The 20,815-nt window shown below is 65.3% G+C and carries 19 protein-coding genes and 1 pseudogene; 8 read left to right on the top strand and 12 right to left on the bottom strand.

The window, feature by feature from the left end:
- Window positions 1–64 precede the first annotated feature (64 nt).
- Window positions 65–1,693, bottom strand: coding sequence for an ATP-binding domain-containing protein (locus Q4S45_RS19285; protein ID WP_305507025.1), 1,629 nt, complete (start codon window positions 1,691–1,693; stop codon window positions 65–67).
- Between the two features lie 367 nt (window positions 1,694–2,060).
- Here Q4S45_RS19285 and Q4S45_RS19290 point away from each other — a divergent pair, with 367 nt between their 5' ends.
- From Q4S45_RS19290 to Q4S45_RS19305, 4 genes are all read left to right on the top strand, one after another.
- Entirely contained in the window at window positions 2,061–2,981 is a 921-nt protein-coding gene (locus tag Q4S45_RS19290; RefSeq protein WP_305507026.1) for a fatty acid desaturase, read from the top strand.
- A 187-nt stretch (window positions 2,982–3,168) separates the two neighbouring features.
- Window positions 3,169–4,473, top strand: coding sequence for a sodium:proton antiporter (locus Q4S45_RS19295; RefSeq protein WP_305507027.1), 1,305 nt, complete (start codon window positions 3,169–3,171; stop codon window positions 4,471–4,473).
- A 100-nt stretch (window positions 4,474–4,573) separates the two neighbouring features.
- The gene (locus tag Q4S45_RS19300) at window positions 4,574–4,975 is read left to right on the top strand and encodes a hypothetical protein (RefSeq protein WP_305507028.1); all 402 of its coding nucleotides are present in this window, start codon (window positions 4,574–4,576) and stop codon (window positions 4,973–4,975) included.
- Complete coding sequence (locus Q4S45_RS19305) at window positions 4,972–5,400, top strand: EamA family transporter (RefSeq protein WP_305507029.1); 429 nt, start codon at window positions 4,972–4,974, stop codon at window positions 5,398–5,400. Before Q4S45_RS19300 ends, Q4S45_RS19305 begins: the two co-directional genes overlap by 4 nt.
- A 793-nt stretch (window positions 5,401–6,193) precedes the next feature.
- On the opposite strand, the pseudogene Q4S45_RS19310 reads toward Q4S45_RS19305, so the two are convergent.
- From Q4S45_RS19310 to folE, 3 genes and pseudogenes are all read right to left on the bottom strand, one after another.
- Window positions 6,194–6,469: pseudogene (locus tag Q4S45_RS19310) on the bottom strand (transposase); the annotation flags it as partial.
- A 67-nt stretch (window positions 6,470–6,536) separates the two neighbouring features.
- Window positions 6,537–7,901 (bottom strand): thioredoxin family protein, encoded by a 1,365-nt coding sequence (locus Q4S45_RS19315; protein WP_305507030.1) that lies wholly within the window; start codon window positions 7,899–7,901, stop codon window positions 6,537–6,539.
- Entirely contained in the window at window positions 7,901–8,464 is a 564-nt protein-coding gene (gene folE, locus Q4S45_RS19320) for a GTP cyclohydrolase I FolE (RefSeq protein WP_305507031.1), read from the bottom strand. Before folE ends, Q4S45_RS19315 begins: the two co-directional genes overlap by 1 nt.
- Window positions 8,465–8,607: 143 nt before the next feature.
- Between folE and Q4S45_RS19325 the strand changes: the two genes are divergently transcribed.
- Window positions 8,608–9,480 (top strand): hypothetical protein, encoded by an 873-nt coding sequence (locus tag Q4S45_RS19325; RefSeq protein WP_305507032.1) that lies wholly within the window; start codon window positions 8,608–8,610, stop codon window positions 9,478–9,480.
- A 215-nt stretch (window positions 9,481–9,695) separates the two neighbouring features.
- Here Q4S45_RS19325 and nudC read toward each other — a convergent pair whose 3' ends face one another.
- On the bottom strand, window positions 9,696–10,511 hold the full coding sequence (gene nudC, locus Q4S45_RS19330) for an NAD(+) diphosphatase (protein WP_305507033.1): 816 nt from the start codon (window positions 10,509–10,511) through the stop codon (window positions 9,696–9,698).
- A 249-nt stretch (window positions 10,512–10,760) separates the two neighbouring features.
- Between nudC and Q4S45_RS19335 the strand changes: the two genes are divergently transcribed.
- Window positions 10,761–11,975: a diguanylate cyclase domain-containing protein gene (locus tag Q4S45_RS19335; protein ID WP_374046056.1), complete on the top strand. Its 1,215-nt coding sequence runs from the start codon at window positions 10,761–10,763 to the stop codon at window positions 11,973–11,975.
- Here the strand turns inward: Q4S45_RS19335 and Q4S45_RS19340 are convergent.
- The 4 genes from Q4S45_RS19340 to Q4S45_RS19355 all read right to left on the bottom strand — a co-directional run bounded on the left by Q4S45_RS19340 (window position 11,926) and on the right by Q4S45_RS19355 (window position 15,719).
- Window positions 11,926–13,230, bottom strand: a complete 1,305-nt coding sequence (locus tag Q4S45_RS19340; RefSeq protein WP_305507035.1) for a hypothetical protein — start codon at window positions 13,228–13,230, stop codon at window positions 11,926–11,928. The two genes, Q4S45_RS19335 and Q4S45_RS19340, sit on opposite strands and share 50 nt — an antisense overlap.
- Before the next feature lie 88 nt (window positions 13,231–13,318).
- Window positions 13,319–14,362 carry a DMT family transporter gene (locus Q4S45_RS19345; RefSeq protein ID WP_305507036.1) on the bottom strand — a complete coding sequence of 348 codons (1,044 nt, stop codon included), beginning with the start codon at window positions 14,360–14,362 and terminating at the stop codon, window positions 13,319–13,321.
- 5 nt (window positions 14,363–14,367) lie between these two features.
- Window positions 14,368–15,264, bottom strand: a complete 897-nt coding sequence (locus tag Q4S45_RS19350; RefSeq protein ID WP_305507037.1) for a DUF2145 domain-containing protein — start codon at window positions 15,262–15,264, stop codon at window positions 14,368–14,370.
- A complete protein-coding gene (locus tag Q4S45_RS19355) occupies window positions 15,264–15,719 on the bottom strand; it encodes a hypothetical protein (protein ID WP_305507038.1) in 456 nt (151 codons plus the stop codon). The genes Q4S45_RS19350 and Q4S45_RS19355 overlap by 1 nt, the downstream gene beginning before the upstream one ends.
- Before the next feature lie 139 nt (window positions 15,720–15,858).
- On the opposite strand from Q4S45_RS19355, the gene Q4S45_RS19360 reads away from it, so the two are divergent.
- Complete coding sequence (locus Q4S45_RS19360; RefSeq protein ID WP_305507039.1) at window positions 15,859–16,050, top strand: hypothetical protein; 192 nt, start codon at window positions 15,859–15,861, stop codon at window positions 16,048–16,050.
- A 181-nt stretch (window positions 16,051–16,231) separates the two neighbouring features.
- Here the strand turns inward: Q4S45_RS19360 and Q4S45_RS19365 are convergent, their stop codons facing one another.
- Together Q4S45_RS19365 and Q4S45_RS19370 are read right to left on the bottom strand one after the other, a co-directional pair.
- Complete coding sequence (locus tag Q4S45_RS19365) at window positions 16,232–16,972, bottom strand: hypothetical protein (protein ID WP_305507040.1); 741 nt, start codon at window positions 16,970–16,972, stop codon at window positions 16,232–16,234.
- Between the two features lie 71 nt (window positions 16,973–17,043).
- Window positions 17,044–18,627 carry a hypothetical protein gene (locus tag Q4S45_RS19370; RefSeq protein ID WP_305507041.1) on the bottom strand — a complete coding sequence of 528 codons (1,584 nt, stop codon included), beginning with the start codon at window positions 18,625–18,627 and terminating at the stop codon, window positions 17,044–17,046.
- A gap of 239 nt (window positions 18,628–18,866) precedes the next feature.
- Here Q4S45_RS19370 and Q4S45_RS19375 point away from each other — a divergent pair, with 239 nt between their 5' ends.
- Window positions 18,867–20,117, top strand: a complete 1,251-nt coding sequence (locus Q4S45_RS19375; RefSeq protein ID WP_305507042.1) for a Fic family protein — start codon at window positions 18,867–18,869, stop codon at window positions 20,115–20,117.
- Window positions 20,118–20,272: 155 nt separating this feature from the next.
- Here Q4S45_RS19375 and ssb read toward each other — a convergent pair whose 3' ends face one another.
- Window positions 20,273–20,773: a single-stranded DNA-binding protein gene (gene ssb / locus Q4S45_RS19380; RefSeq protein WP_305507043.1), complete on the bottom strand. Its 501-nt coding sequence runs from the start codon at window positions 20,771–20,773 to the stop codon at window positions 20,273–20,275.
- Window positions 20,774–20,815 lie beyond the last annotated feature (42 nt).

Here is a 20,815-nt window from a genome sequence, read left to right on the forward strand (position 1 = left end):
CGGAGGCGTGTCCGACGGCGGGGTCTGGTTCTGCGAACCTGACCCATCTTGCAGGCGCCGCGGGCTAAATTCGCGTAAGCAGCTGCTCGGCGGCGCGCTCGCTCATCACCAGCACCAGCTTCAGCCGCGCCCGCGTCATGCCGACGAATAGCTTGCGAAACACCAGCTCGTCGATCTCGGCGAAGTCGATCTCCGTGAAAATCACCGCCGGCGCCGACTGGCCCTTGAAGCGGTACACCGACTCTGCCAGCAGCCCGCCATCGCGGAACACGGGATTGCCCTCTTCATCATACGTGCCGGTAAAGGACTTCAGCGTATGCGCGTCGCCCAGCGTGTCGAGCCGCAGGATCGCGGACTTCTCGCGCCCGCGGAACGAGGCGATCGCGATATCCTGCCGCGCGAAGCCGGCCGCCAGGCACAGCGTAATGGCGTGCTTGGTCTGCGCGATCATGGCGTCGGCATCGCCGTCCGCATACACCAGCGCTTCGATGTCGGCGCCGTCGAACGGACTGGCCGCTTCCACCGGTTCGCGCGCGTCGCCGATCGATGCGAGCATGTCGACGATCTGTCGCGGGCTTCGGTAGTTGGCGTTCGAATGCAGCGTCACCCATCCCGGCAGCGCCACCATCTCGCGCCCGTACAGGTTTTGCGTCGGATCCTCCAGCCACGTTGCGCGCCCACCCTCCTTCAGCATGCGCAGCAAAATGTCGCGCCACGCCGCCGAAAAATCCTGGCCTTCGTCGACGATCAGCACGTCGTACTTCCACGTCTCCGGCAGGTCCGCCGTCGCCAGCGCGCTTTCCATTTCGCGCCACACCTCGGGCGAGCCGTAGTCGGGCGTGATGCCGCGGGCGCGCATGAAGGCGTCGCCCAACATGTGGAAGGTGGCCACGCGCCCGCCGTCCGGCACCAGCCGGTCGATGTGGTCGGCCAGCGGGCGGTTGAAGCAGACGTACAGCGGTCGCAGGCCGGCGTCGATCGCGGCGCCGTATTCGGCCAGCGCCAGCTGGGTCTTGCCGCTGCCGGCGGTGCCGACCACGCGCAGCCGGTATGGCGCAAAGTCGAGCCGGCGCGCCCACATCGCAAGTCCGCCGGACAGGCGCGTCACCATCCGCGTGGCGCAGCCGATCATGGCGCTGGGGTCGGGCCGCAGGCTAAGGGTGTCGCCGAGGAAGCGCGCGACCTGCTCGAACTGTTCGCCCGGCTCGGTCACCGGCAGGGTCTCGCGGATCACAAGCGGCAGCCGGTCCTTGCTGGTGGCGTCGATGATGTGGCGCGGGTCGATGCCGGCCAGGTGCGGATCGCGCACGATGTAGTCGGGGCAGTACAGCAGGTAGTCGATCGACAGGTCGTCGCCGAAGCGGCGCGTCAGTCCGTCGATGGTGCGCAGGATGTCGGCGCGGATGTTGCGCGGCTTGCCGTGGTAGTTCTTGACCAGGCCGTCCGGCGTCTCGGTCAGGAAGCCGGCCTTCTGTTCGATCAGGAGGATACGGCCGCTCGGTGCGAGGACGATGAAGTCGATCTCGCCGTAGGCCGAGAAGCCCTGCTCGACGTTGGTCCAGTGGACGCCGTGGTAGATGCTGTAGGGCGCGTCGGCCAGCGCGGCGTCGAGCCAGGCGAGCGTTTCGATTTCGCGGGCGGCGGCGCCGGTCACGGACAACTCGCGCCAGCCGGCCGGGTGGATATGCGCCATGGTGATCAGGGCGCGTGTCGTCGCGCCGTAGCTAGAAAAACATCATTGTATGCCTGCTACGGCACCCCGGGGCTGCACCCGATGTCGTTCCTGCGGAGGCAGGAACCCATGCTGAGCTAGCGAAAAGGCAAAAGCACGCTCAGCATGGGCACCTGCCTGCGCAGGTGCGACGGCGGAGATATCAAATGTTCAAGAAGTCACAGAAAACCCGCTCTACTTAACGATTTGATCGGTACGCACGCCGCATACCATTACATCATCCGATCGAATGCACTTTGCGGCGAGAAATGACATCATGAATACCACTGTATTGACGTACCCGGCTGACGCAACCGAAGCCCCCACCCCCGGAGTGCTTCGTCCGGCTGTGTTGGCCGATGCCAAGGCACTGTCCGGCGCCGCCCGCGCCGAGATCATGGCGCTCTCCGGCGCCCGCCCTGTTCGCTTTGCGGCGGAGTTAGCACTCACTTGGGCCACCGTTGCCGGCCTCATCGCCGTCGGCGTGCATTTCGATAACCTAGCCATCAGCCTGGTCTGCGCCTTCCTGGTCGGCACCCGCCAGATGGCGCTGGCGCTGCTGCTGCACGAGCAGGTGCACCGCCTGGGCATGCGCAACAAGTACGCCGACTGGCTGATCAACGTGTTCGCCGTGTATCCGCTGTTCGTCACCACCGTCGAAGATTATGCCAAGGTGCACCTGTCGCACCACAAGTACTGCTTCACCGACGCCGATCCGGACTTCATCCGCAAGTCCGGCCCGGAGTGGACCTATCCGATGACCAAGCGCCAGCTGCTGGGCATCGCGCTGCGCGACCTCTCCGGCATCAACATCATCCGCGTCATCCGCGGCAAGAAGGCGCATGCGACCGACGAATTCACCCGCCGCAACCCGACGCCGAAGTGGCTGCGCATCGGCTTCTTCGTGGCGCTGGCGACGGCGCTGACGCTGGCCGGCGGCTGGAAAGTGTTCCTGCTGTACTGGGTGCTGCCGATCCTGACTGTGACCCAGCTGATGCTGCGCTGGGTTGCCGTGGCCGAGCACGAGTACAACATCGAAAACGGCTCGATTCACGCGACCACGCCGCTGCTGCAGCTGAACTGGTGGCAGCGCATCGTGTTCCCCGACCTGAACTTCGGCCTGCACGTGTACCACCACATGCATCCGGGCGTATCGTTCGGCAACCTGCCGAAGGTGCACGAGATCTACAAGCGCGAAGGACTGGTGGACGAGAGCGCGATTTTCTACGGCCAGGGTTCCTACCTGAAGTACATCACCTCGGCGAAGTAACCGGGGTGGGGGGTCAGGTCCTGCGCGACCTGACCCCATTTTTGTCGCTGCAATTCGCAAATATGAGGTACATGCAAACGCCTCGGCCCAACCCCTGGGGTCAGGTTCGACGAACCTGACCCCTTCTTGCATCCGCCGCCGTTCAAGCGCGCGTTTGATGCGGCGCATCAATTGTAGAATCGTCATTATGACGACTACCTACTGGTTCCTGCTGATCGGCCTGCTGATGCTGGCGCGCGGCCTCGCCGCCACCACCATCGCGCGCCTGCCGATCACGTCCTCCATCGCTTATCTCGCCGTCGGCGTCGTGCTCGGCCCGTTCGCCCTCGGCATCTTCCATTTCGACCCGGTCGCCAGGTCCCACATCCTGGAAACGGCCACCGAGATCGCCGTCCTCATTTCGCTGTTTTCCGCCGGCGTCAAAATGCCCGTGCCGATCACCTTCAAGCGCTGGGCGCCGTCGATCCGGCTGGCCTGGGTGTCGATGTCGATCACGGTCGGCCTGGTCGCCGCCTTCGCGTATTTCGTGCTGGGCCTGCCGATCGGCGCGGGCGTGCTGCTGGGTGCGATCCTGGCGCCCACCGATCCGGTGCTGGCTACCGACGTACAGGTGCGCCACGCCGGCGACTACGACACGCTGCGCTTCACCCTGACGTCCGAGGCGGGCATGAACGACGGCTCGGCGTTCCCTTTCGTAATGCTGGGCCTGGGCCTGCTGGGCGCGAACGAGCTGGGCCAGTACGCCTGGCGCTGGGCGCTGGTGGACGTGGTCTGGGCCACGCTGGGCGCGGTGGCGATCGGTATGGCCAGCGGCGCCGCGCTTGGCCGGCTGGGCTGGGCGCTGCGCAATCAGGAGCCGAAGCACGAGGTGCTCGACGACCTGGTCGGCCTGGGCCTGATCGGGGTGGTCTACGGCGTATCCGTGCTGCTGCACGCGTGGGGATTCCTGGCCGTGTTTTTCGCCGGCCTGGCGCTGCGCCATACCGAACTGGTGCTGGCCGGCGCGCACAAGAACCGCCAAGGCCTGCTGGTGCCGGACGATCCCAAGGCCGACCCGGCCAACGACGAGGTGCCCGATCCCGAGACGACGCCGCTGACGGTGAGCGGCGAGTCGCTGATCTTCAAGGAGCACCTCGAGCGGCTGTCGGAGCTGACGCTGGTGCTGCTGCTGGGCGGCATGCTGACCTTGCAGGCGTGGAACTGGCGCACCTGGGGCACGGCGCTGTTCCTGTTCCTGGTGGCGCGGCCGGTGAGCGTGCTGCTCGGTCTGGCGGGCAGCGGCGCCACGATGCGGGTGAAGCTGATCGTCGGCTGGTTCGGCGTGCGAGGCATCGGCTCGCTGTACTACCTGATGTTCGCGATCAATCACGGCATGCCGCCGGGCCTGGCGCGTGACGTGATCGACATCACCGCCATCGTGGTGGCGCTGTCGATCGTCGTGCACGGCATCAGCGTCAAGCCCCTGATGGACCGCTACTGGCGCAAAAAATGAAGATGGGGACAGGTCCGCGGGACCAGTCCCCGGCTTCGTTCGCCGCCGCTGATATACTCCGCAGAGCAATTTTCACCAACCCCGCATCCACAGGACACCCATGAAGCGCAGCCTTCCGCTCCTCCTCGCTCCCCTGCTGCTGGCCGGCTGCCTGAATCAATCCACCAGTTACCTCGTCGATGGCCCGAACCACGCGATCACCCTGCGGGCGGAGCAGGAATATTTCTGGAACAACGACGTCATCGTGCGCATGGTGACGACTCACCTGCCCGACTGCCAGCGCCTGTTCCCGATGACCACGGTGCCGCTCGCCGAGCTCGACGTCGAGCTCTACAGCGCGGGCGAGAACGTCTACTCTCTGCGCATCGGCAAGCAGGTGATGCGCGTCGAGACCGCGTCCTGCACGCGCCTGACCGAGCCGACCGCCGCGGAACTGGGCGAGCGCCTGGGCGCCTTCAAGCTCAACGCGGACAAGAAACTGGTGTTCGAAAAAGCGCCATGAACCTGACCCTGTCATGGCAAAGCTTCGCCGTCTTGTCCGCCGTGTTCGCGGCGATGACGGCCATCCTGGCCAAGGTCGGGGTGGCGCACATGAACAGCAACATGGCCACGCTGATCCGCACGGTCGTGATCCTGATGGTGACGGCGCTGATCATCTCGGCGCGCTCGGAATGGCAGAAGCCGTCGGGCGGCAGCTGGGTCGGCTGGACCTGCCTGCTTGCGTCGGGCGTCACCACCGGGCTGTCGTGGCTGTGCTACTTTCGCGCGCTGCAGCTGGGGCCGGTGTCGGTGGTGGCGCCGGTGGACAAGCTGAGCGTGGCGCTGGTGATCGTCAGCGGCTGGCTGATCCTGGGCGAGCCGTTCACGCTCAAGGGCGCCATCGGCGGCGCGCTGGTGGTGATCGGCTCGCTGGTGCTGATTCTTTAGCGGCGGTTCACGCGGCGGCGGGCTACAAGTTGACGCCCGCCTGTCGTACCAGCGAAGGCTGGTACCCATGCTGACGCCGAGACCACGCGGCGCACGTCATCAATTTGCGAACTCAGCATGGGTTCCTGCCTTCGCAGGAACGACAACCCTTGGATCACGCGACGGTAGCTACAGGTTGACGCCCGCCCGTCGTACCAGCGGAGGCTGGTACCCATACTGACGCCGAGACCACGCGGCGCACGTCATCAATTTGCGGACTCAGCATGGGTTCCTGCCTCCGCAGGAACGACAACCCTTGGATCACGCGGCGGCGGGCAACGGGTTGACGCCCGCGTGTCGTACCAGGGCTCGGCGCCCCCTCGCTGGTACCCATACTGACGCCAAGACCACGCGGCGCACGCCATCAATTTGCGGACTCAGCATGGGTTCCTGCCTTCGCAGGAACGACGCCCCTTGGATCACGCGACGGCAGCTACAGGTTGACATCCGCCTGTCGTACCAGCGAAGGCTGGTACCCATGCTGACGCCGAAACCACGCGGCCAAAAGCAACGCCGTCAGATTGCGACCTCACCATGGGTTCCTGCCTTCGCAGGAACGACAACCCTTGGATCACGCCTGTCGTACCAGCGGAGGCTGGTACCCATGCTGACGCCGAGACCACGTGGCGCACGCCATCAATTTGCGAACTCAGCATGGGTTCCTGCCTCCGCAGGAACGACATTCGTTGGCTCACGCGGCGGCGGAGTGGAACTCCCCAATCCGCTTGCGCATCTTGTCCAGCGTCTCGGACCGGCCGATCTCTTCCAGCGCGCGCTCGAGCAGGCTGCGCTCGTCGCCGCGCGCCAGCGTCCACTGGGTGAAATATTCGTGCACGGTGCGCCACGGCGGAAACTCGGGCGGCAGGCTGCGCCACGCCACGCCACTATCGACGAAGTACAGCACCGCGCAAAACACGTCGTAAAGATCGTGCTTGCGCGGGCGCGTCTTGCGCCGCGCCGCTTCCAGCATCGGGCGGATCCGTTCGAATTTATCGCGAGCTACATCGCTGGGGTATTCTGGCCTTGGCATCGTCGCCCCCCAAATAGGATTGGATGGCGAGAATCGGAACAGGTTCCCGAAAAATGCAGAACAAGGTTCAGGTCCGCAGGACCAGGCCCCGCAACCGTTGCAGTTGCTCGCCAAGCTCGTCGCGTCCCGACAAGGCCTTGGCAATCCGCGCCGCCTGCGTCCGGTTGCGCTGGCAGCCGGCGTCCGGCGTCGCTTCGAACTGATCGGACAATTCCTGCGCGCAGCGTTCGATGCGCGCCTCGTCGCCCGGCGCCAAGTCCAGCAGCGCCAGCAGCCAGCTCGCGCCCCACTGGATCCGCGTCGCACTGCCGGTGGCGCCTTGCCACGCGCGTTCGTACCAGTCGAGCGCGCCCGCCGGGTCGCCGCGGCGCTTGGCGATCGCCGCCAGCGTATGCATGAAGAAGAACGGCGAATGCGATCGCGCCAGCTCGTTCTGCAGCAGCTGCGCGGCCTCTAGCGCCAGGCCCGCGTCCATCAGGATGCCCGCGCCGCCATTGATGACGGCGTGGCGCAGCGCCGGCGCGTCGGCAGCGGCCACCGCGGCGGCCACGCGATCGCGCGCCAGCGCCGCCAGGTTCGCGTTGCCCGCGCCGAGCCGGGCCAGCCGCACGCGCGTGCGCAGCGCGCCGAGGCGGTCGCACAGGTTCAGGGTGTCGTCATATTCCAGCACTTCCAGCGCGCGCGACCAGGTGTCGATCAGCGCCAGCCGCGCGCCGCTGCCCGGCTCCGTCAGGAAGCGCACCAGGTCGAGCGCGTAGCCGATCACGATGTCGAGCTGCTGGCACACCACCGCCGGATCGTTCAGCGTGGTCTCCAGCCGCGCGATCGCCGCGGCCTGGTCCACGCCTGTCTCGCCGGCCATCGCCGCCGCGTGCAGGCCCAGCCACTCGAGCCGCAGCGCCGCGTGTGGCAGGGTGCAGGCGCGCGTCAGGCTGGCGACGATCGCGGCGAAGTCGAGGTTCTTGAGCAGCTGGCGCTCGTCGGTGTCCCACGAATAGAAACTGAGCAGGTTCCAATCGTCATCGGACAGCGCGCGCTCGCGCGACAGCGCCACGCTGAGCGACTCGGCCGCGGTGTAGCGGGCGTTGAGCGCCAGCGCGAGGATGTGGACGAAGCGCTTGCCATCGAGCTCGCACGGCAGCCGCGTGACTTCGGCGCCGTCGGGACGATACACCACCAGCGTGGGATAGCTGCGCAGCTTGCGCTCCTCGCCCAGCCGCTGGGCGCCGGCACTGTCGCCGTCGATCGCCAGCGCGACGAAGGAATCGGACAATGCCAGGAAATCGGGCCGACCGAACACCAGCGACTTGATCCGGTTGCACGGCGGGCACCACGCGGCGCCCCAGTACAGCAGCAGCGGCAGGCCGCGCGCACGCGCTTCGGCGAACGCCGCCTCCGGATCGCGCTGCCAGTCGATGCCGGCGCCGGCCATCAGTCGCGCGCCAGCGCCAAAAATTCGGTGCGCAGCGCCAGGTTCGGCTGCAGCTCGCCCAGCATCGCCGAGGTGATGGTTTCTTCGCCCGGCGTGCGGATGCCGCGGCTTTCCATGCACAGGTGGCGGCACTTGACGACCACGCCCACCGCCTTCGGCTCGAGCACTTCCATCAGCGCGTTGGCGATCTGGATCGTCATCCGTTCCTGCACCTGCAGGCGCTTGGCGAAGCAGTCGACCAGGCGGGTCAGCTTGGACAGCCCGACGATTTTCCCGTTCGGCAGGTAGCCGACGGTAGCCTTGCCGAAGAACGGCGCCAGGTGGTGTTCGCAGTGGCTGTAGACCGGGATGTTGCGCACGACGATCAGCTCGTTGTACTGCTCGGCGCCGTCCTCGAAAGCCTTGAGCAAGGTCTCGGGATCCTGGTCGTAGCCCGAGGTCCAGTGCTTCCATGCCTTCGACACGCGCGCCGGCGTCTCGACCAGGCCTGGACGGTCCGGGTCTTCACCCAGGCTGGCCAGCAGGCGGCGCCAATCTTTTTCGGAAAAATGGTCGTGGGACATGAATGGAACCTCAAAAATTACGATTGCCGACAGTATATAGAAAATGCTGCGGCGCGGTTTTAACTCCGGCTTGCGCTAACCGAACCCAGCCGTAGCGCGCCAGGCGTAGCGTGGAGTTGTCAATATCGCACCAGGAGAACATCATGCTTGGAAGCACAGTCCTCGAAGTTGCGGTCGGAATGAGCTTTTGCTACGCCACCGTCGCGCTGACCGTCAGCACGGTGCAGGAAGGCCTGGCGTCGGCGCTGCACCTGCGCGCCCACAGCCTGCTCGACGGCATCAAGACCATGCTCAACGATCCCGAGTTCACCGGCCTGGCGCGCCAGCTGTACGGCCACGCGCTGGTCAACCCGCACGACGACGGCGCCAGCGGCGACCAGGGCGCGCTCAAGGCCAAGCCCTCCTACATCGAGCCGGTGCATTTCGCCATCGCGCTGGTCGATGCGATCCAGACCATCCCCGGCAACTACACCCAGCTCGGGCGCGACATCGAAGCGCTGCCCGACCCGCAGGTGCGGCGCGCGCTGCTCGGCATCTACCAGCGCGCGGGCGGCGACATGAAGCAGTTCCAGGAAGGCGTGGCCGGCTGGTTCGACAGCGCGATGGAGCGCGTGTCGGGCGAATACAAGCGACGCTCGCTGATGGTCAGCGTGCTACTGACGCTGCTGATGGCGATCATGTTCAACATCGACAGCATCCACCTGTTCCGCACCCTGTGGCAGCATCCGGCGCTGGTGGCCGAACTGGGCGCGGCGCCGGCCACGGTCGATGCGCACGCGATGGAGCAGCTGTTCGCGCTGCCGATCGGCTGGAGCACCTTCCCGCCGCTGCTCGACGGCGCCTTCGCGATGCAGGTGGCCGGCTGGGTGATCACCGCGTCGACCGCGCTGTTCGGCGCGCCGTTCTGGTTCGCCACGCTGCAGCGCGTGATGCAGCTGCGCGGCACGGGCGCCAAGCCGGAAGAGGCGCCGCACGAGGGAAGGGCTCAGGTCCGCCGGAGCGACGGGGGCGCCTAGCCCCCGGCCTTTGGTCTGCGGCGCCGACAGCATCGGGGACTGGTCCTGCGGACCTGTCCCCATCTTGATTTCGCCACGGTTTTTCGGCGCCAAAAAACACCGGCGTAATCCGGTTTCGTCGAGAATCTCAACATGGGGTCAGGTCCGCAGGACCAGACCCCGGCCTGCCGCGCCAATAGCATCGGGGACTGGTCCCGCGGACCTGTCCCCATTTTTCATTCAGGCCGGTGCGCGTCAATCAGCATGCTCGAAATCGACACATGCGCGATCCGCTCCGGCCACTCGTCGCCCGGCCCGAACCAGCGCGCCTCGCTGATCTCGGACTGGTCGACCCTGATCTCGCCGTCGAGGTAATCGGCGGTGAACGCGATCATCAGCGAATGCGGGAACGGCCACGACTGGCTGGCGAAGTACTTCAGGTTGTGCACGCGCAGGCCGACTTCCTCGAACACTTCGCGGTGCACCGCCTCCTCCACCGACTCCCCCGCTTCGAGGAAGCCGGCGAGGGGGCTGAAACGCTTGGTGGGCGAGGCCGTGTGCATCGCCAGCAGCACCTTGTCGCCCTTGCGGATCAACACCATCATCGCCGGCGAGATGCGCGGATAGGCCAGGTGGCCGCAGCGGCTGCACTGGAAGCAGCGCTCGCCCGCGGCCAGCTGCATCGGATTACCGCAGGCGCCGCAGAAGCGGTGGGTGCGCGCCCACTCGGCGATCTGCGCGGCGCGCCCGGCCAGGCCCAGCACGTCCTCCTGCAGCGCGCCGAACATCGAGCGCAGCCCGCGCCAGCCGAAGCCCTCGGCCGGCAGCGCGTCGCGGTCCACCCAGCCAGCCTGCACGTAGCGTTCGCCCAGCATGCCGACCGGATGCAGCTGGTGCGGCCCCAGTTCGAGCTGCGCCACGGCGGCCGCATCGGGCAGCGACAGGTCGTCCTCGCGCACCAGCAGGCGGCCCTGGTGAAACAGGAAGGTCAGCGGCTCGGCGTGCTCTTGCGGCGCCATCAGCGGAGTGAAGGAAGCGGGAGTCTGGAGCATGGGCGTGGGAATGGAAAAGGATTGCGGCCCATCATACCGCTTTTTCGGCGCGCGCCTGTTTGACCGCGCGGACGGAACGCCGGACACCGCTGTGCTGTCTAACCAATTTCGCGGATCCCCACCATGCGGCTGGCCCCCTTCATACGAACCCATCTCGAACAGATCCTGGACGAATGGGACAGGTTCGCGCGGGGAATGCCCCCGGCGCTTGCATTGGAGCAAGGCGCGTTACGCGACCACGCGCGCGGCATGTTGCTCGAGATCGCCGCCGACCTGGAGTCGGCCCCGACGGCGGCCGAACGGGAAGACAAATCCAAAGGCAAGGCGCCCCTCGCGCCGGAAGTGACCCAGGCCGAACTGCACGGCCTGTCGCGTTTCAGCGAAGGCTTCAGCGTCACCGAATCGATGGCCGAATTCCGCGCGCTGCGCGCCAGCGTGTTGCGTCTGTGGGGCGCGACGCACGCCGAATCGGCCGACGTCATCCGCTTCAACGAAGCGATCGACCAGGTGGTGGCCGAATCGCTGTCTCGGTTTACCGTCATGAAGGACCGGCGCGCGCGCCTGTTCCAGTCCTTGCTGGACACGTCGCCCGACCTGAACTACATCGCCGAACCCAGTGGCGCGCTCATTTACGCCAACCCGGCCTTCGCCGCCGCGGTGCGCCTGACGCAGGCCGAGCTTTCGGACGCCGACTTTTTCCAGCTGGCCCAGGAATTCATCCCCGACATCGCCGCCCAGGCGCGCGAGGCGATGCGCAGCGGCGTCACCTTTCGCGGCGAAATGCAGGCGACGGTCGCACTGGGCGACGTACGCACCTACGAATACCAGCTGGTGCCCGTCTGCCCCCCCGGCGGCCGCTGCGAAGCGATCGCCGGCAATGCGCGCGACATCACCGCGCGCAAGGTCGAGGAAGATCGCATCCGGCGCCGCGCCAGCCACGACCTGCTCACCGACCTGCCGAACCGCGGCCTGTTCCGCGAGCGGCTCGAGCACGAAGTCCAGCATGCGGCGCGCACCCGCCTGCCACTGGCGTTGCTGTTCATCGACCTCGATGGGTTCAAGGAGGTCAATGACCGCCTGGGCCACGCCGCCGGCGACGAACTGCTGCAGCAGGTCGCGCAGCGCATCAAGCGGCGCACGCGCGTTACCGACACCGTCGCGCGCCTGGGCGGCGACGAATTTACCGTGATCCTCACCGACGTCACCGAGTCCCAGCATATCGACACGATCGCCGCCACGATACTCGGCGACCTGCGCGAGCCGTTCGCGCTGGCCGCCGGCGAGGCCGGGATTTCGGCCAGCATCGGTATCAGCGTGTACCCCGGCGACGGCGCCACGTCCGAAGAACTGGTGGTCAATTCCGACGCCGCGATGTACGCCGCCAAGAGCGCCGGGCGCAACTGCTACCGGTTCTTCACGGCCGCGATGCGGGAGGCGCCAGCTTCGCTCGGAAAAACACCATGAACGAGGACGGGCTGGTGCCGTAGAAGGCGTCGAGCGCCGCTGGCTTCCAGTACTTGCTGGCCAGCGCGCCGGCGCTGAAGGTCACCTGGCCGGCGCTGAACAGGTCGCGCGCCAGGCCCACGGAGAGCTTGCGCACACCGAACGCCTGGCCATGCAGCGGCGAGTCATGCGGGAACAGCTCGTCGTTGGCGACGCGCTCGAAGCGCGCGAACAGCGACGTCGCCCGATCCGCATGCAGCGCCGACTCGAGCAGGTAGCCGTCGGTCGCCTCGCCCGGATCGCGCTTGTTGCGGCCCCACGCCAGCGTGGTCTGCATCGGCCGGCCTCCGATCGCGTGCTGGTAGCTGGCCGACGCGGTGGTGCGCCGCACCGACATCTCCGGCTCCAGCGCCTCGGGGCTGTCGAGGCGCCCGTGGCTGACCTGCAGCGCCCACTCCGGCGTCGGATTCCACGACAGCCGCGCCGACGCCGAGTCGAGCTTGCGCACTTCCATGTTCCAGCGATACTGGTCCGGTTCGCGGCCATTGAACACCGACGCTTCGAGCTTCAGATCGCGCCACACGTAGCCGGCCGTGACGACTCCGAACGCGACGTGGGTCGAATCGAGCCAGTGGTGAGTCAGCGGCGCCTCGGGATTGTCCATGCCGGACGCGCGGTGCATGTAGGCGGTCGGGCCGAGCGCCGGCTCGCCGGGCAGGCCGGCATAGACGAACGCCGAGCTGTCGGCGCCGAGCTTGCGGCTGTAGCTGGCCGACAGCTCCATCAGCAGATCGTGCGGATGCTGGCGGTCGACCAGCGCGTGCTGACCGTCGGCCGTTTCGCCGGTCTGGAACAGCAGCGGATAGCCGGCCTTGCCCATAGCGGGGTCGAGCGAGGCCATCGCGTGCAGGCCCAGCGTGCCGTCGCCGACCGGCCGCTGCGCCATGAACATCAGCATGCTCTCGGCGAAGCTCCGCTTGCCGCCGCGCGGGCCGCCCTGGTGGTCGTAGACCGCGGTGACGTTCCCGTGCCACATGGTCATCCAGTCGCCGTCCATGTTGTGGATGCCGTCCATCGGCGTCGCTTCGGGCTGCCAGCTGGTGCCCGAGGCTTCGCGCGTCATCTTGTACGGGCCGAAGGCGCCGGTCATCGCCATCGCGTGCGGCTCCATCGCCATCGCTTGCGGCTTCATTGCCATCATCGCGGCGTGATCGTGGTCTTGGGCCAGGGCCGGCGCGGCGCAGGCCAGCGCCAGCGCAATCGGAATAATTTTCATATTGTTTTTTAGTGGTCAGTTAAGTCAAATGGCATCGGATGCGGCGGCGACAAAGGCGGGGTCCGCGCAGGTAGCAAACCGGCGTCGTTCAGTGTTCATGTCGATGGTGGATATCGGGGTAATGCGGATGCGAGTGCCGCAGCGGCTCGTGCTCATGCGGATGCGAGTGCGGCTCCACGCCATCCCATTCGAAATCGTGCTCGTGCTGATGATGCTCGTCGTGGCTATGCGCATGTGCATGATACAGCGGCTCGTGCAGGTGCTCATGCTCGTGGCGCTCGGTCAGGTGCAGCCAGATCCCGGCTCCCATCAGCGCGGCGGCTATCCAGAACAGCGCGCCGGGAGTCTCGCGCAGCATCAGCAGCGAGATCGCCGCGCCCACAAACGGCGCCGCGGAAAAATACGCCCCGGTGCGCGCGGTGCCGAGGTGGCGCAGCGCCAGCACGAACATCACCAGGCTGAGGCCATAGCCGCCAAATCCGACCAGGCCCGCCAGCGCCGCCGTACCGGGTGCGGGCAGCCGGAATCCCATTGCAAAGGCGATCCCCAGATTGACCGAGCCAGCCACGAGTCCCTTTGCGCAGGCGATCTGCAGCGCGTCGCTGGCCGACACCTTGCGCGTCAGGTTGTTGTCGACGCCCCAGCACAGGCAGGCGCCGATGATGGCCAGCGCGCCCCAGGGCACGCCGAAGGCCGGCGCCTGTTCCCACGACAGCAGCGCGCCCGCCGCCACGATCAGCAGCATGCCGATGAAAATGCGGCGGTCGAAATTCTCCCTGAAGACGAACCACGCGAGCATCGACGTCAGCACGCCCTCCATGTTCAACAGCAGCGAGGCGGTGGACGCCGCCGTGAGCGACAGTCCGATCATCAGCAGCACCGGCCCGGCGATGCCCCCGGCGGCGATCGCCCCGGCCAGCCACGGCAAGTCGGACCTGGTCAACCCGGTCGGTTTGGCGTCCGTGGACAGCGCGCGTACCGCGATACAGGCCAGCAGCCCCAGTCCGCTGCCCAGATACAGCATGCCGGCCAGCCCGACCGGCGCGACCTGGCCAACCAGGGTCTTGGCGAACGGCGTGCTGGCGCCGAACAGCGCCGCGGCCAGTAAAGCGTACACGACTCCCTTGTGCATCGCCGCTACTCCAGCGAAACCACGCGGTCGCCCTCGGCGGGCCGGCAGCCCTCGGCGACCGGCGTCCAGCCGCGGTGCACGACCACCTGGCGTTCGTCGTGGCATACCTCGACGCGCTCGCTGCCGGCAATGCGCTCGCGCACAAAGCCTTCCAGCGCCGCCGGCAGGCTCACTTGCAGCAGCATCGCGTCGCGGTCGGCATCCGGATGATCGTCGAGGTGAAGGAAGGGGATGAACGAGGCCGCGAACATCAGCAGGCGTGAGCCCACCGCGACCGGCTCCGGCGCGTAGCGCGATTCGCGCAGCCATCGCTGGGCGCGTTCGCGCAGGTCGTCGCCGTCGGCCAGGCCGCCCCATCCCGCGGCGATCATCTCCGCGACCCACTGGTTGCAGTTCTGGTACAGGAGACTGAAGGGATAGGCGTTGGCGCTGTAGCGCGCGGCCACCAGGTGCAACGCGCGCGGCGTGTCGAGCGAAGCGCGTTTGAGCGCGTCCGCGGCATCGGCCGGCATCCGCACGATCGACACGTAGCCCAGGGCGGGATCGTCGGTGCCCATCGCGAATCCCGCGAGGCCCTGGTCGAACACGCGCGGCCGTTTTTCGTCGCAGGCGTAGTACAGCTGGCGCGCCGTCCAGCCGCCGCTGTCGCCGCGCCATGCCACGGCGGCGTGCGAATAACGGATGTGGAAGCGCGACAGGTCGAGGCCAGAACGGCTGATCAGCGCCGCGCTGCCCTCAGTCAGCGCCAGCTCCTCGCGCACGACGGCTGCGAAGCGCAGCAGCTTGTCCTGCTGGCTGGCCGTGAGAGGCTGGGTGCGGTCGCAGAAGCGCGACGAACCGGACGACGCCTGGGCCGCGCCCGCCGCGAGGGCCAGCGCCAGCATCAGCGCGCGCCGGAACATCAGATGGTGACCTTGCGCGCCGCCAGCTCGTTGTACCACTCGTCGGCCAGCACCAGGTAGAACGCGGTGCGCGTGTCGTCGCGCGCGAATTCCATGCCGTAGTCGCGGTTCTTGGCCTGCACGTAGTCGCCGCGCACGAAACCCTGCTGCTGCACGACGGCCTTCGGCAGGTCGAGCACGATGCGCTGCTGCGGGTCGTCGCCCTGCATGGTCAGGCGCGCAACGCCGGCGCGGCCCGGCGCGTCGCCAATGTCGGTGAGGCGGTAGCGGCCGTCGGCGCGCTTGTTGTCGCCGCTCGAGCTGTTGCTCGACGCGCCGAACGAATCCGAGATGCTGCCGATGGAGGCCGAACCAGCGCTCGATGCGGAGGAAGTAAAGCTGTCGGCGTGCGCGGTGACGGCGACGCCGAAAACAGCTGCGATGAAGGCGCCGCGGAGGGCTGCGGTTGAGATCATGAAAACTCCTGATGGGGAAAAATGCGGCGGCCAGGCCGCGCGGTTCAGCTGAATGATATACCACCGTGGTTTGGCGCACAGATGCGAACCTGGGCGCGCAGCACAATGGCCTACCTGTTGAACAACCAAAGGAGACACCATGACCCAATCGAAATCGACCGACACCCAGAACCGCCAGTCGGGCAGCCCTTCGACCGAAGCAGATGCCAAGGCGTCGAAGAAGCCGTCGATGGACAGCGATAAGTCCAGCCACGATCACATGAGCCGCCAGAAAGCCGGCAGCGACCATGGCGCCGGCGGCGGCGCGAAGCAGGATCAGAAGCACCGTTAAGCGGAACAGCATCGAGCCAACTTGATGGCGCCGGCAAGCTATGCGGCGCCTTCAAACCCGGGGACTCGGTGTCCCCGTCGCTCCGGCGGACCTGACCCCATCTTCGGTCCGCGCCGCATGCACATCGGGGTCTGGTCCTGCGGACCTGACCCCATCTTCGTCGGCGCTGCAGAAATCAAACCTACCGCACGCAGGTCACATATGCGCCGGTTCCATCCGATTCGTCGCCCGTCATGCCGGTCGCCAGATTGACCGCCTGGTGAGATGAGGCGGCGGCGCCCGCATTGGACGACCAGGTCTTTCCGAGCACCCAGTTCTTGCCGTTCATTGCTCCGGATGCATACAAATCGGCCAGCTCCACCGGCAGCGGCAACCTCCATCCGGTGGCGCCATTGATCGTGGTCCCGTTGCAGAACGCGTTCGCATTCGCCCAGGTATCGGCCCGGGTGGCGGGCATGAAGGTGAGGCCATTGTTGGTGGCGACCGTCGCCGTCGTCGCCGGCGCCGTGCACACGCCGTTCTGCACCGTCGCCGGCGCAGTGCAGGTCGGGGGCGTCACGCAGGCGCCGTTCTGATTGACCGCCGGCGCCGTGCAGACGCGCGCCTTCACCGTCAACAGGGCACTGGTGCTGGTCGGGTTGTAGCTGCCCAGTTGCGGCTGCTGCGCCATGATAGTGCTGGTGCCGGCCAGCAGAATGGTCAGCACGTTGCCGTTGACCGTCGCCACTTGCGGATTGCTGCTGGTGAAGACGAACGCGGCCGGGCTTTTGGACGTCGGCGCCGTCAGCGTGATCGGCGCATCGCCTTCGGTCGCGTTGATTGCTGGAAAAGCGCCAAGGGTGACGCCGCCGCCGCCCCCGCAGGCCGCGAGCATGGCGGCCGCGACCAGGACGGCCCACTTGAGAATGTTTTTGCTATTCATTGTTCCGCCCGAAAGTTTAAAGATTCGCCGCATCCTGGCGACGTTGTTGATGGACCGCTATTTTCTGCGCATCACTTCGCCCAATGGATCTGGCCATGCTGGGCGGCAAACGAACCTTCGCAACGCTGTTCGAAGCGCAGATCGATGGACGACAATGCTTCCCGCACATAGCTGACCTGGTCGACGACAAACCACCCCGCCAGGGTATTGCATTCGCGCCCGTCGCCGGCCCAGCTCATCCCGCCTTTGACGAAATTACGGAACGGATAACGTCCCGAGTTGCCATAATAACCGGGCGTCAGTTGCGTGAGCGAATTCATTCCGACGAAGTCGCCGGCCCAAGCGCCCGCCTTGATGGTGAACATAACCCCACCTCCGGAGGCGGTGATGGTGGCGTTGCTGGAAGTGAGCAATTCGGTGCCGCCCCGTCCGATATAGTCGCCCGGCTCGCTCGCCAAATACACGTAGTTGCCGGCCGGCGCGACAAACGACGCGTCCGGCTTCCACAATCCCGCCGGCGGCGGGTTCTGCAGGCCCGCCACGGTCGACACATCGTTCTCCTCCCAGTGCACCTTGCCGTACAGAGGACGGGAACTACCGTCGCAATACTGAGCAAACCGCAAGTCGAGCGCGGTGATGACCGTGCCGGTGTAGGTGATCTTGTCGACGGCGAACCAGCCCTTCAATTGGTTGCAGCCACGGCCTTCGCCCGACCATTCGAGGCTCCCGGTGACAGGACTGTTGAACGGGTAGCGCGAAAGCCCGCTGTAGTAGCCCACGGCTAACTGCTCCTGGCTGTTCATGCCCTGGAAGTCGCCCGACCAGTATTGATCGCCGGTGATGCGCATGCGTACTCTTGCGGTCGCGGTGGTCATCGCCAGCGCGGCGTCCGATCGCGTGTAGAGATAGGCCTGCCCTGCGCCTACGTCGTCCCCAGGAAGGCTTTCCAGGTAGACGTAACTGCCCGACGACGGCACGAGGCCGGCGGCTGGCTGCCACAGGGATGCGGGAATGGCTTTCGGCCCTGTTGCGCCAGTGTTCGCTTCGGCCTTGGTCCAGTGGATCTGTCCGTGCAAAGCGGTGCTTCCACCATCGCAGCGCTGTTCGAAGCGCAGGTCGATCGCTTCGATGACGCCCGCGTTCAGCGTCACTTGATCCAGCGCCAGCCAGCCCTTGATAATATTGCAGTTGCGCCCTTCCCCCCACCACTCGACGCCGCCCACCACTGGGTCGGCAATGGCCGTGCGCACCAGGTCCAGATAGTAGCCGGCTTGAAGCGTTCCGGCCGCGCGCGGCAGCAGGAATGCGCCGCTCCATTGCTCATTGCCCTGCACGTTCATGTTCACCGCGAGGCCGTTGCTGGACAGCCTGAGGATCGCGTTGGCCTCTGAATAGAAATAGCTGCGGCCCGCGCCGACGTAGTCGCCGCTATCGCTTTGCAGGTAGACGTAGTTGCCAGTGGCCGGTGTCGCGCCCGCAGGTGCCGACCATAGCGCATATTTCGGAGGCTGCGCGACCGGCGGTGGCGTGGTGACCGGTGGCGCGGCGACTGGCCCCGCCGGAGCGGCAGCGGTCGAACCGGCTCCTCCCCCTCCGCACGCTGTCAGCAAGAGCGACAAGGCGATTGCCGCAAGACGGCCGCAGAGTGAGGACATAGGGCTTCACAAAAAGTTAATTTTAATAATTAAGCATAATTGGTTTCAGTTAACTTGTCGAGGAAAGGGAATTGTGGAGGGGCGACGGTTAAGCCCATCCTGCCACTTTCTCAAGATTTTCATGACGCCAATCAAGTAATTTTAATCGGCGGGAGCGTCACTAATTAAAAAAGGCCTCGTTTTTTTTAATTAGAGAGTCTACTATTTAAGGGAGCTTAACTAACGAAGTAAAGGAACTTATGAACAGCCCCGTCGCGGCAAACGCGAGAGCCGGTCGATTCGTTTCAACGGTCGCCTTTGATGAAGCGGTAAATGCGTTTGTGCCCGCGCCCTTGCCGCCAGAACCCGCTGTCGATATTTCCGGCTCCCTGATCAGCAAGTTGAGCGACGCGGACCGGGCAATTGGACGTCTTGACGGCATAGCAATGATGCTGCCTGAAACCAGTCTTTTCCTTTACATGTACGTTCGCAAGGAGGCAGTGCTGTCTTCGCAGATCGAGGGCACTCAGTCGACTCTGGACGACCTGCTCCTGTTCGAAAATGTGGCGCTGCTCGGCCAGCCCATCGATGACATTACGGAAGTTTCAAATTACGTCGATGCGATGATGTACGGGCTACGCCTCATGCGCGACGATACATCGGAAGGGCTGCCCCTGTGTTTGCGGCTTATTCGCGAAATGCATGGCCGACTGCTACAGAGCGGTCGCGGTGAACAGAAAGACCCGGGCGAATTTCGACGCTCCCAAAACTGGATCGGCGGCACACGCCCTGGCAATGCTACCTATGTTCCCCCGCCTGTCAACGAACTGGCGGGGTGCCTGGATTCCTTCGAAAAATTCCTGTACGACGAAACTGTTCCTTTGCCCCCTTTGATTAGAGCGGGGCTTCTGCATGTCCAGTTCGAAAGTATTCACCCCTTCCTCGACGGCAACGGCCGGATAGGCCGCTTGTTGATCGCGCTCTTTCTGGTGGAACGACGCGTCCTGCAGCAGCCGCTCCTATACCTGAGCCTTTATTTTAAATCGAATCGAGAAGCCTATTATCGATTGCTGCAGGAAGTCAGGCAAAACGGGGCGTGGGAAGCCTGGCTCGAGTTTTTCCTGGATGGCGTCACAGAAACCGCTAATAATGCCTTCGACAGTGCCTCTCGAATCGTACAACTCTTCCGTGAAGATCGTCAGCGAATATCGGCGTCGACTGACAGGGCGAGTACAGCGCTTCGTGTCCACGAAGTGCTCCAAAGGCAGCCGTTCGTCACCGCAAACCAACTGACAACGACAACTGGCCTTACTACTCCAACGGTCAACAGCGCGCTGCAAGCCCTCGAAATGCTTGGCATTGTCCGAGAAATTACAGGAAAGCAGCGTTCGCGCGTGTACTGTTACCAAGAATTCATGGACATCCTCGATGACGGAGCAGGATCACGTCAACGACGCGCTTCGCAACGTATCGAGCCACCCCAAGAGCCCATCCCTGCAACGGATCCCTAGTGCGGCCTCTCGCGAAAATTTCACTAATAAAAAATAGCCCATTATTTTTAAATAGCAAAAGCCGCTAATTAAGCAAGCTTAACTAACGGCTTTTATTGTCCTCGAACGACTCAGGAGCGAAAGGTTGCTGAGTCACCGGCTAAGAACATTCTGTTTTAGAACGGGATGTCGTCATCCATGTCCGAGAAATTCGGCGCCGGCTTCGGCTGCGGACGCGCTGGCGGAGGAGGCGGCGCCTGGCGCTGCTGCTGTGGCTGCGGACGGCTCGGAGCGCTGCTCTCGTAGCCGCCGTCATCCATGCCGCTGTCGCCACCCATACCCTGGCGGCCGCCCAGCATCTGCATGTTCTCGGCGATGATGTCGGTTGCGTACTTCTCGACGCCGTCCTTGTCGGTGTACTTGCGGGTCTGCAGGCGGCCTTCGACGTAGACCGACGAACCCTTCTTCAGGTATTGACCAACGATCTCGGCCAGGCGGCCGAAGAACGAAATGCGGTGCCACTCGGTCAGCTCTTTCTGCTCGCCAGTGTTGCGGTCCTTCGACTTGTACGAAGTGGCCACGGCGATGTTGGCGATCGCGTCGCCGCTCGGCATGTAGCGGATTTCCGGATCGCGGCCCAGGTTGCCGACGATGATGACCTTGTTAACAGATGCCATGTAATGCTCCTCTGATTTTTGTGGGCCCTGGCTCTGCACTTG

The sequence above is a fragment of the Massilia sp. R2A-15 genome (assembly GCF_030704305.1).
Taxonomy (GTDB): Bacteria; Pseudomonadota; Gammaproteobacteria; order Burkholderiales; family Burkholderiaceae_D; genus JAFCUW01.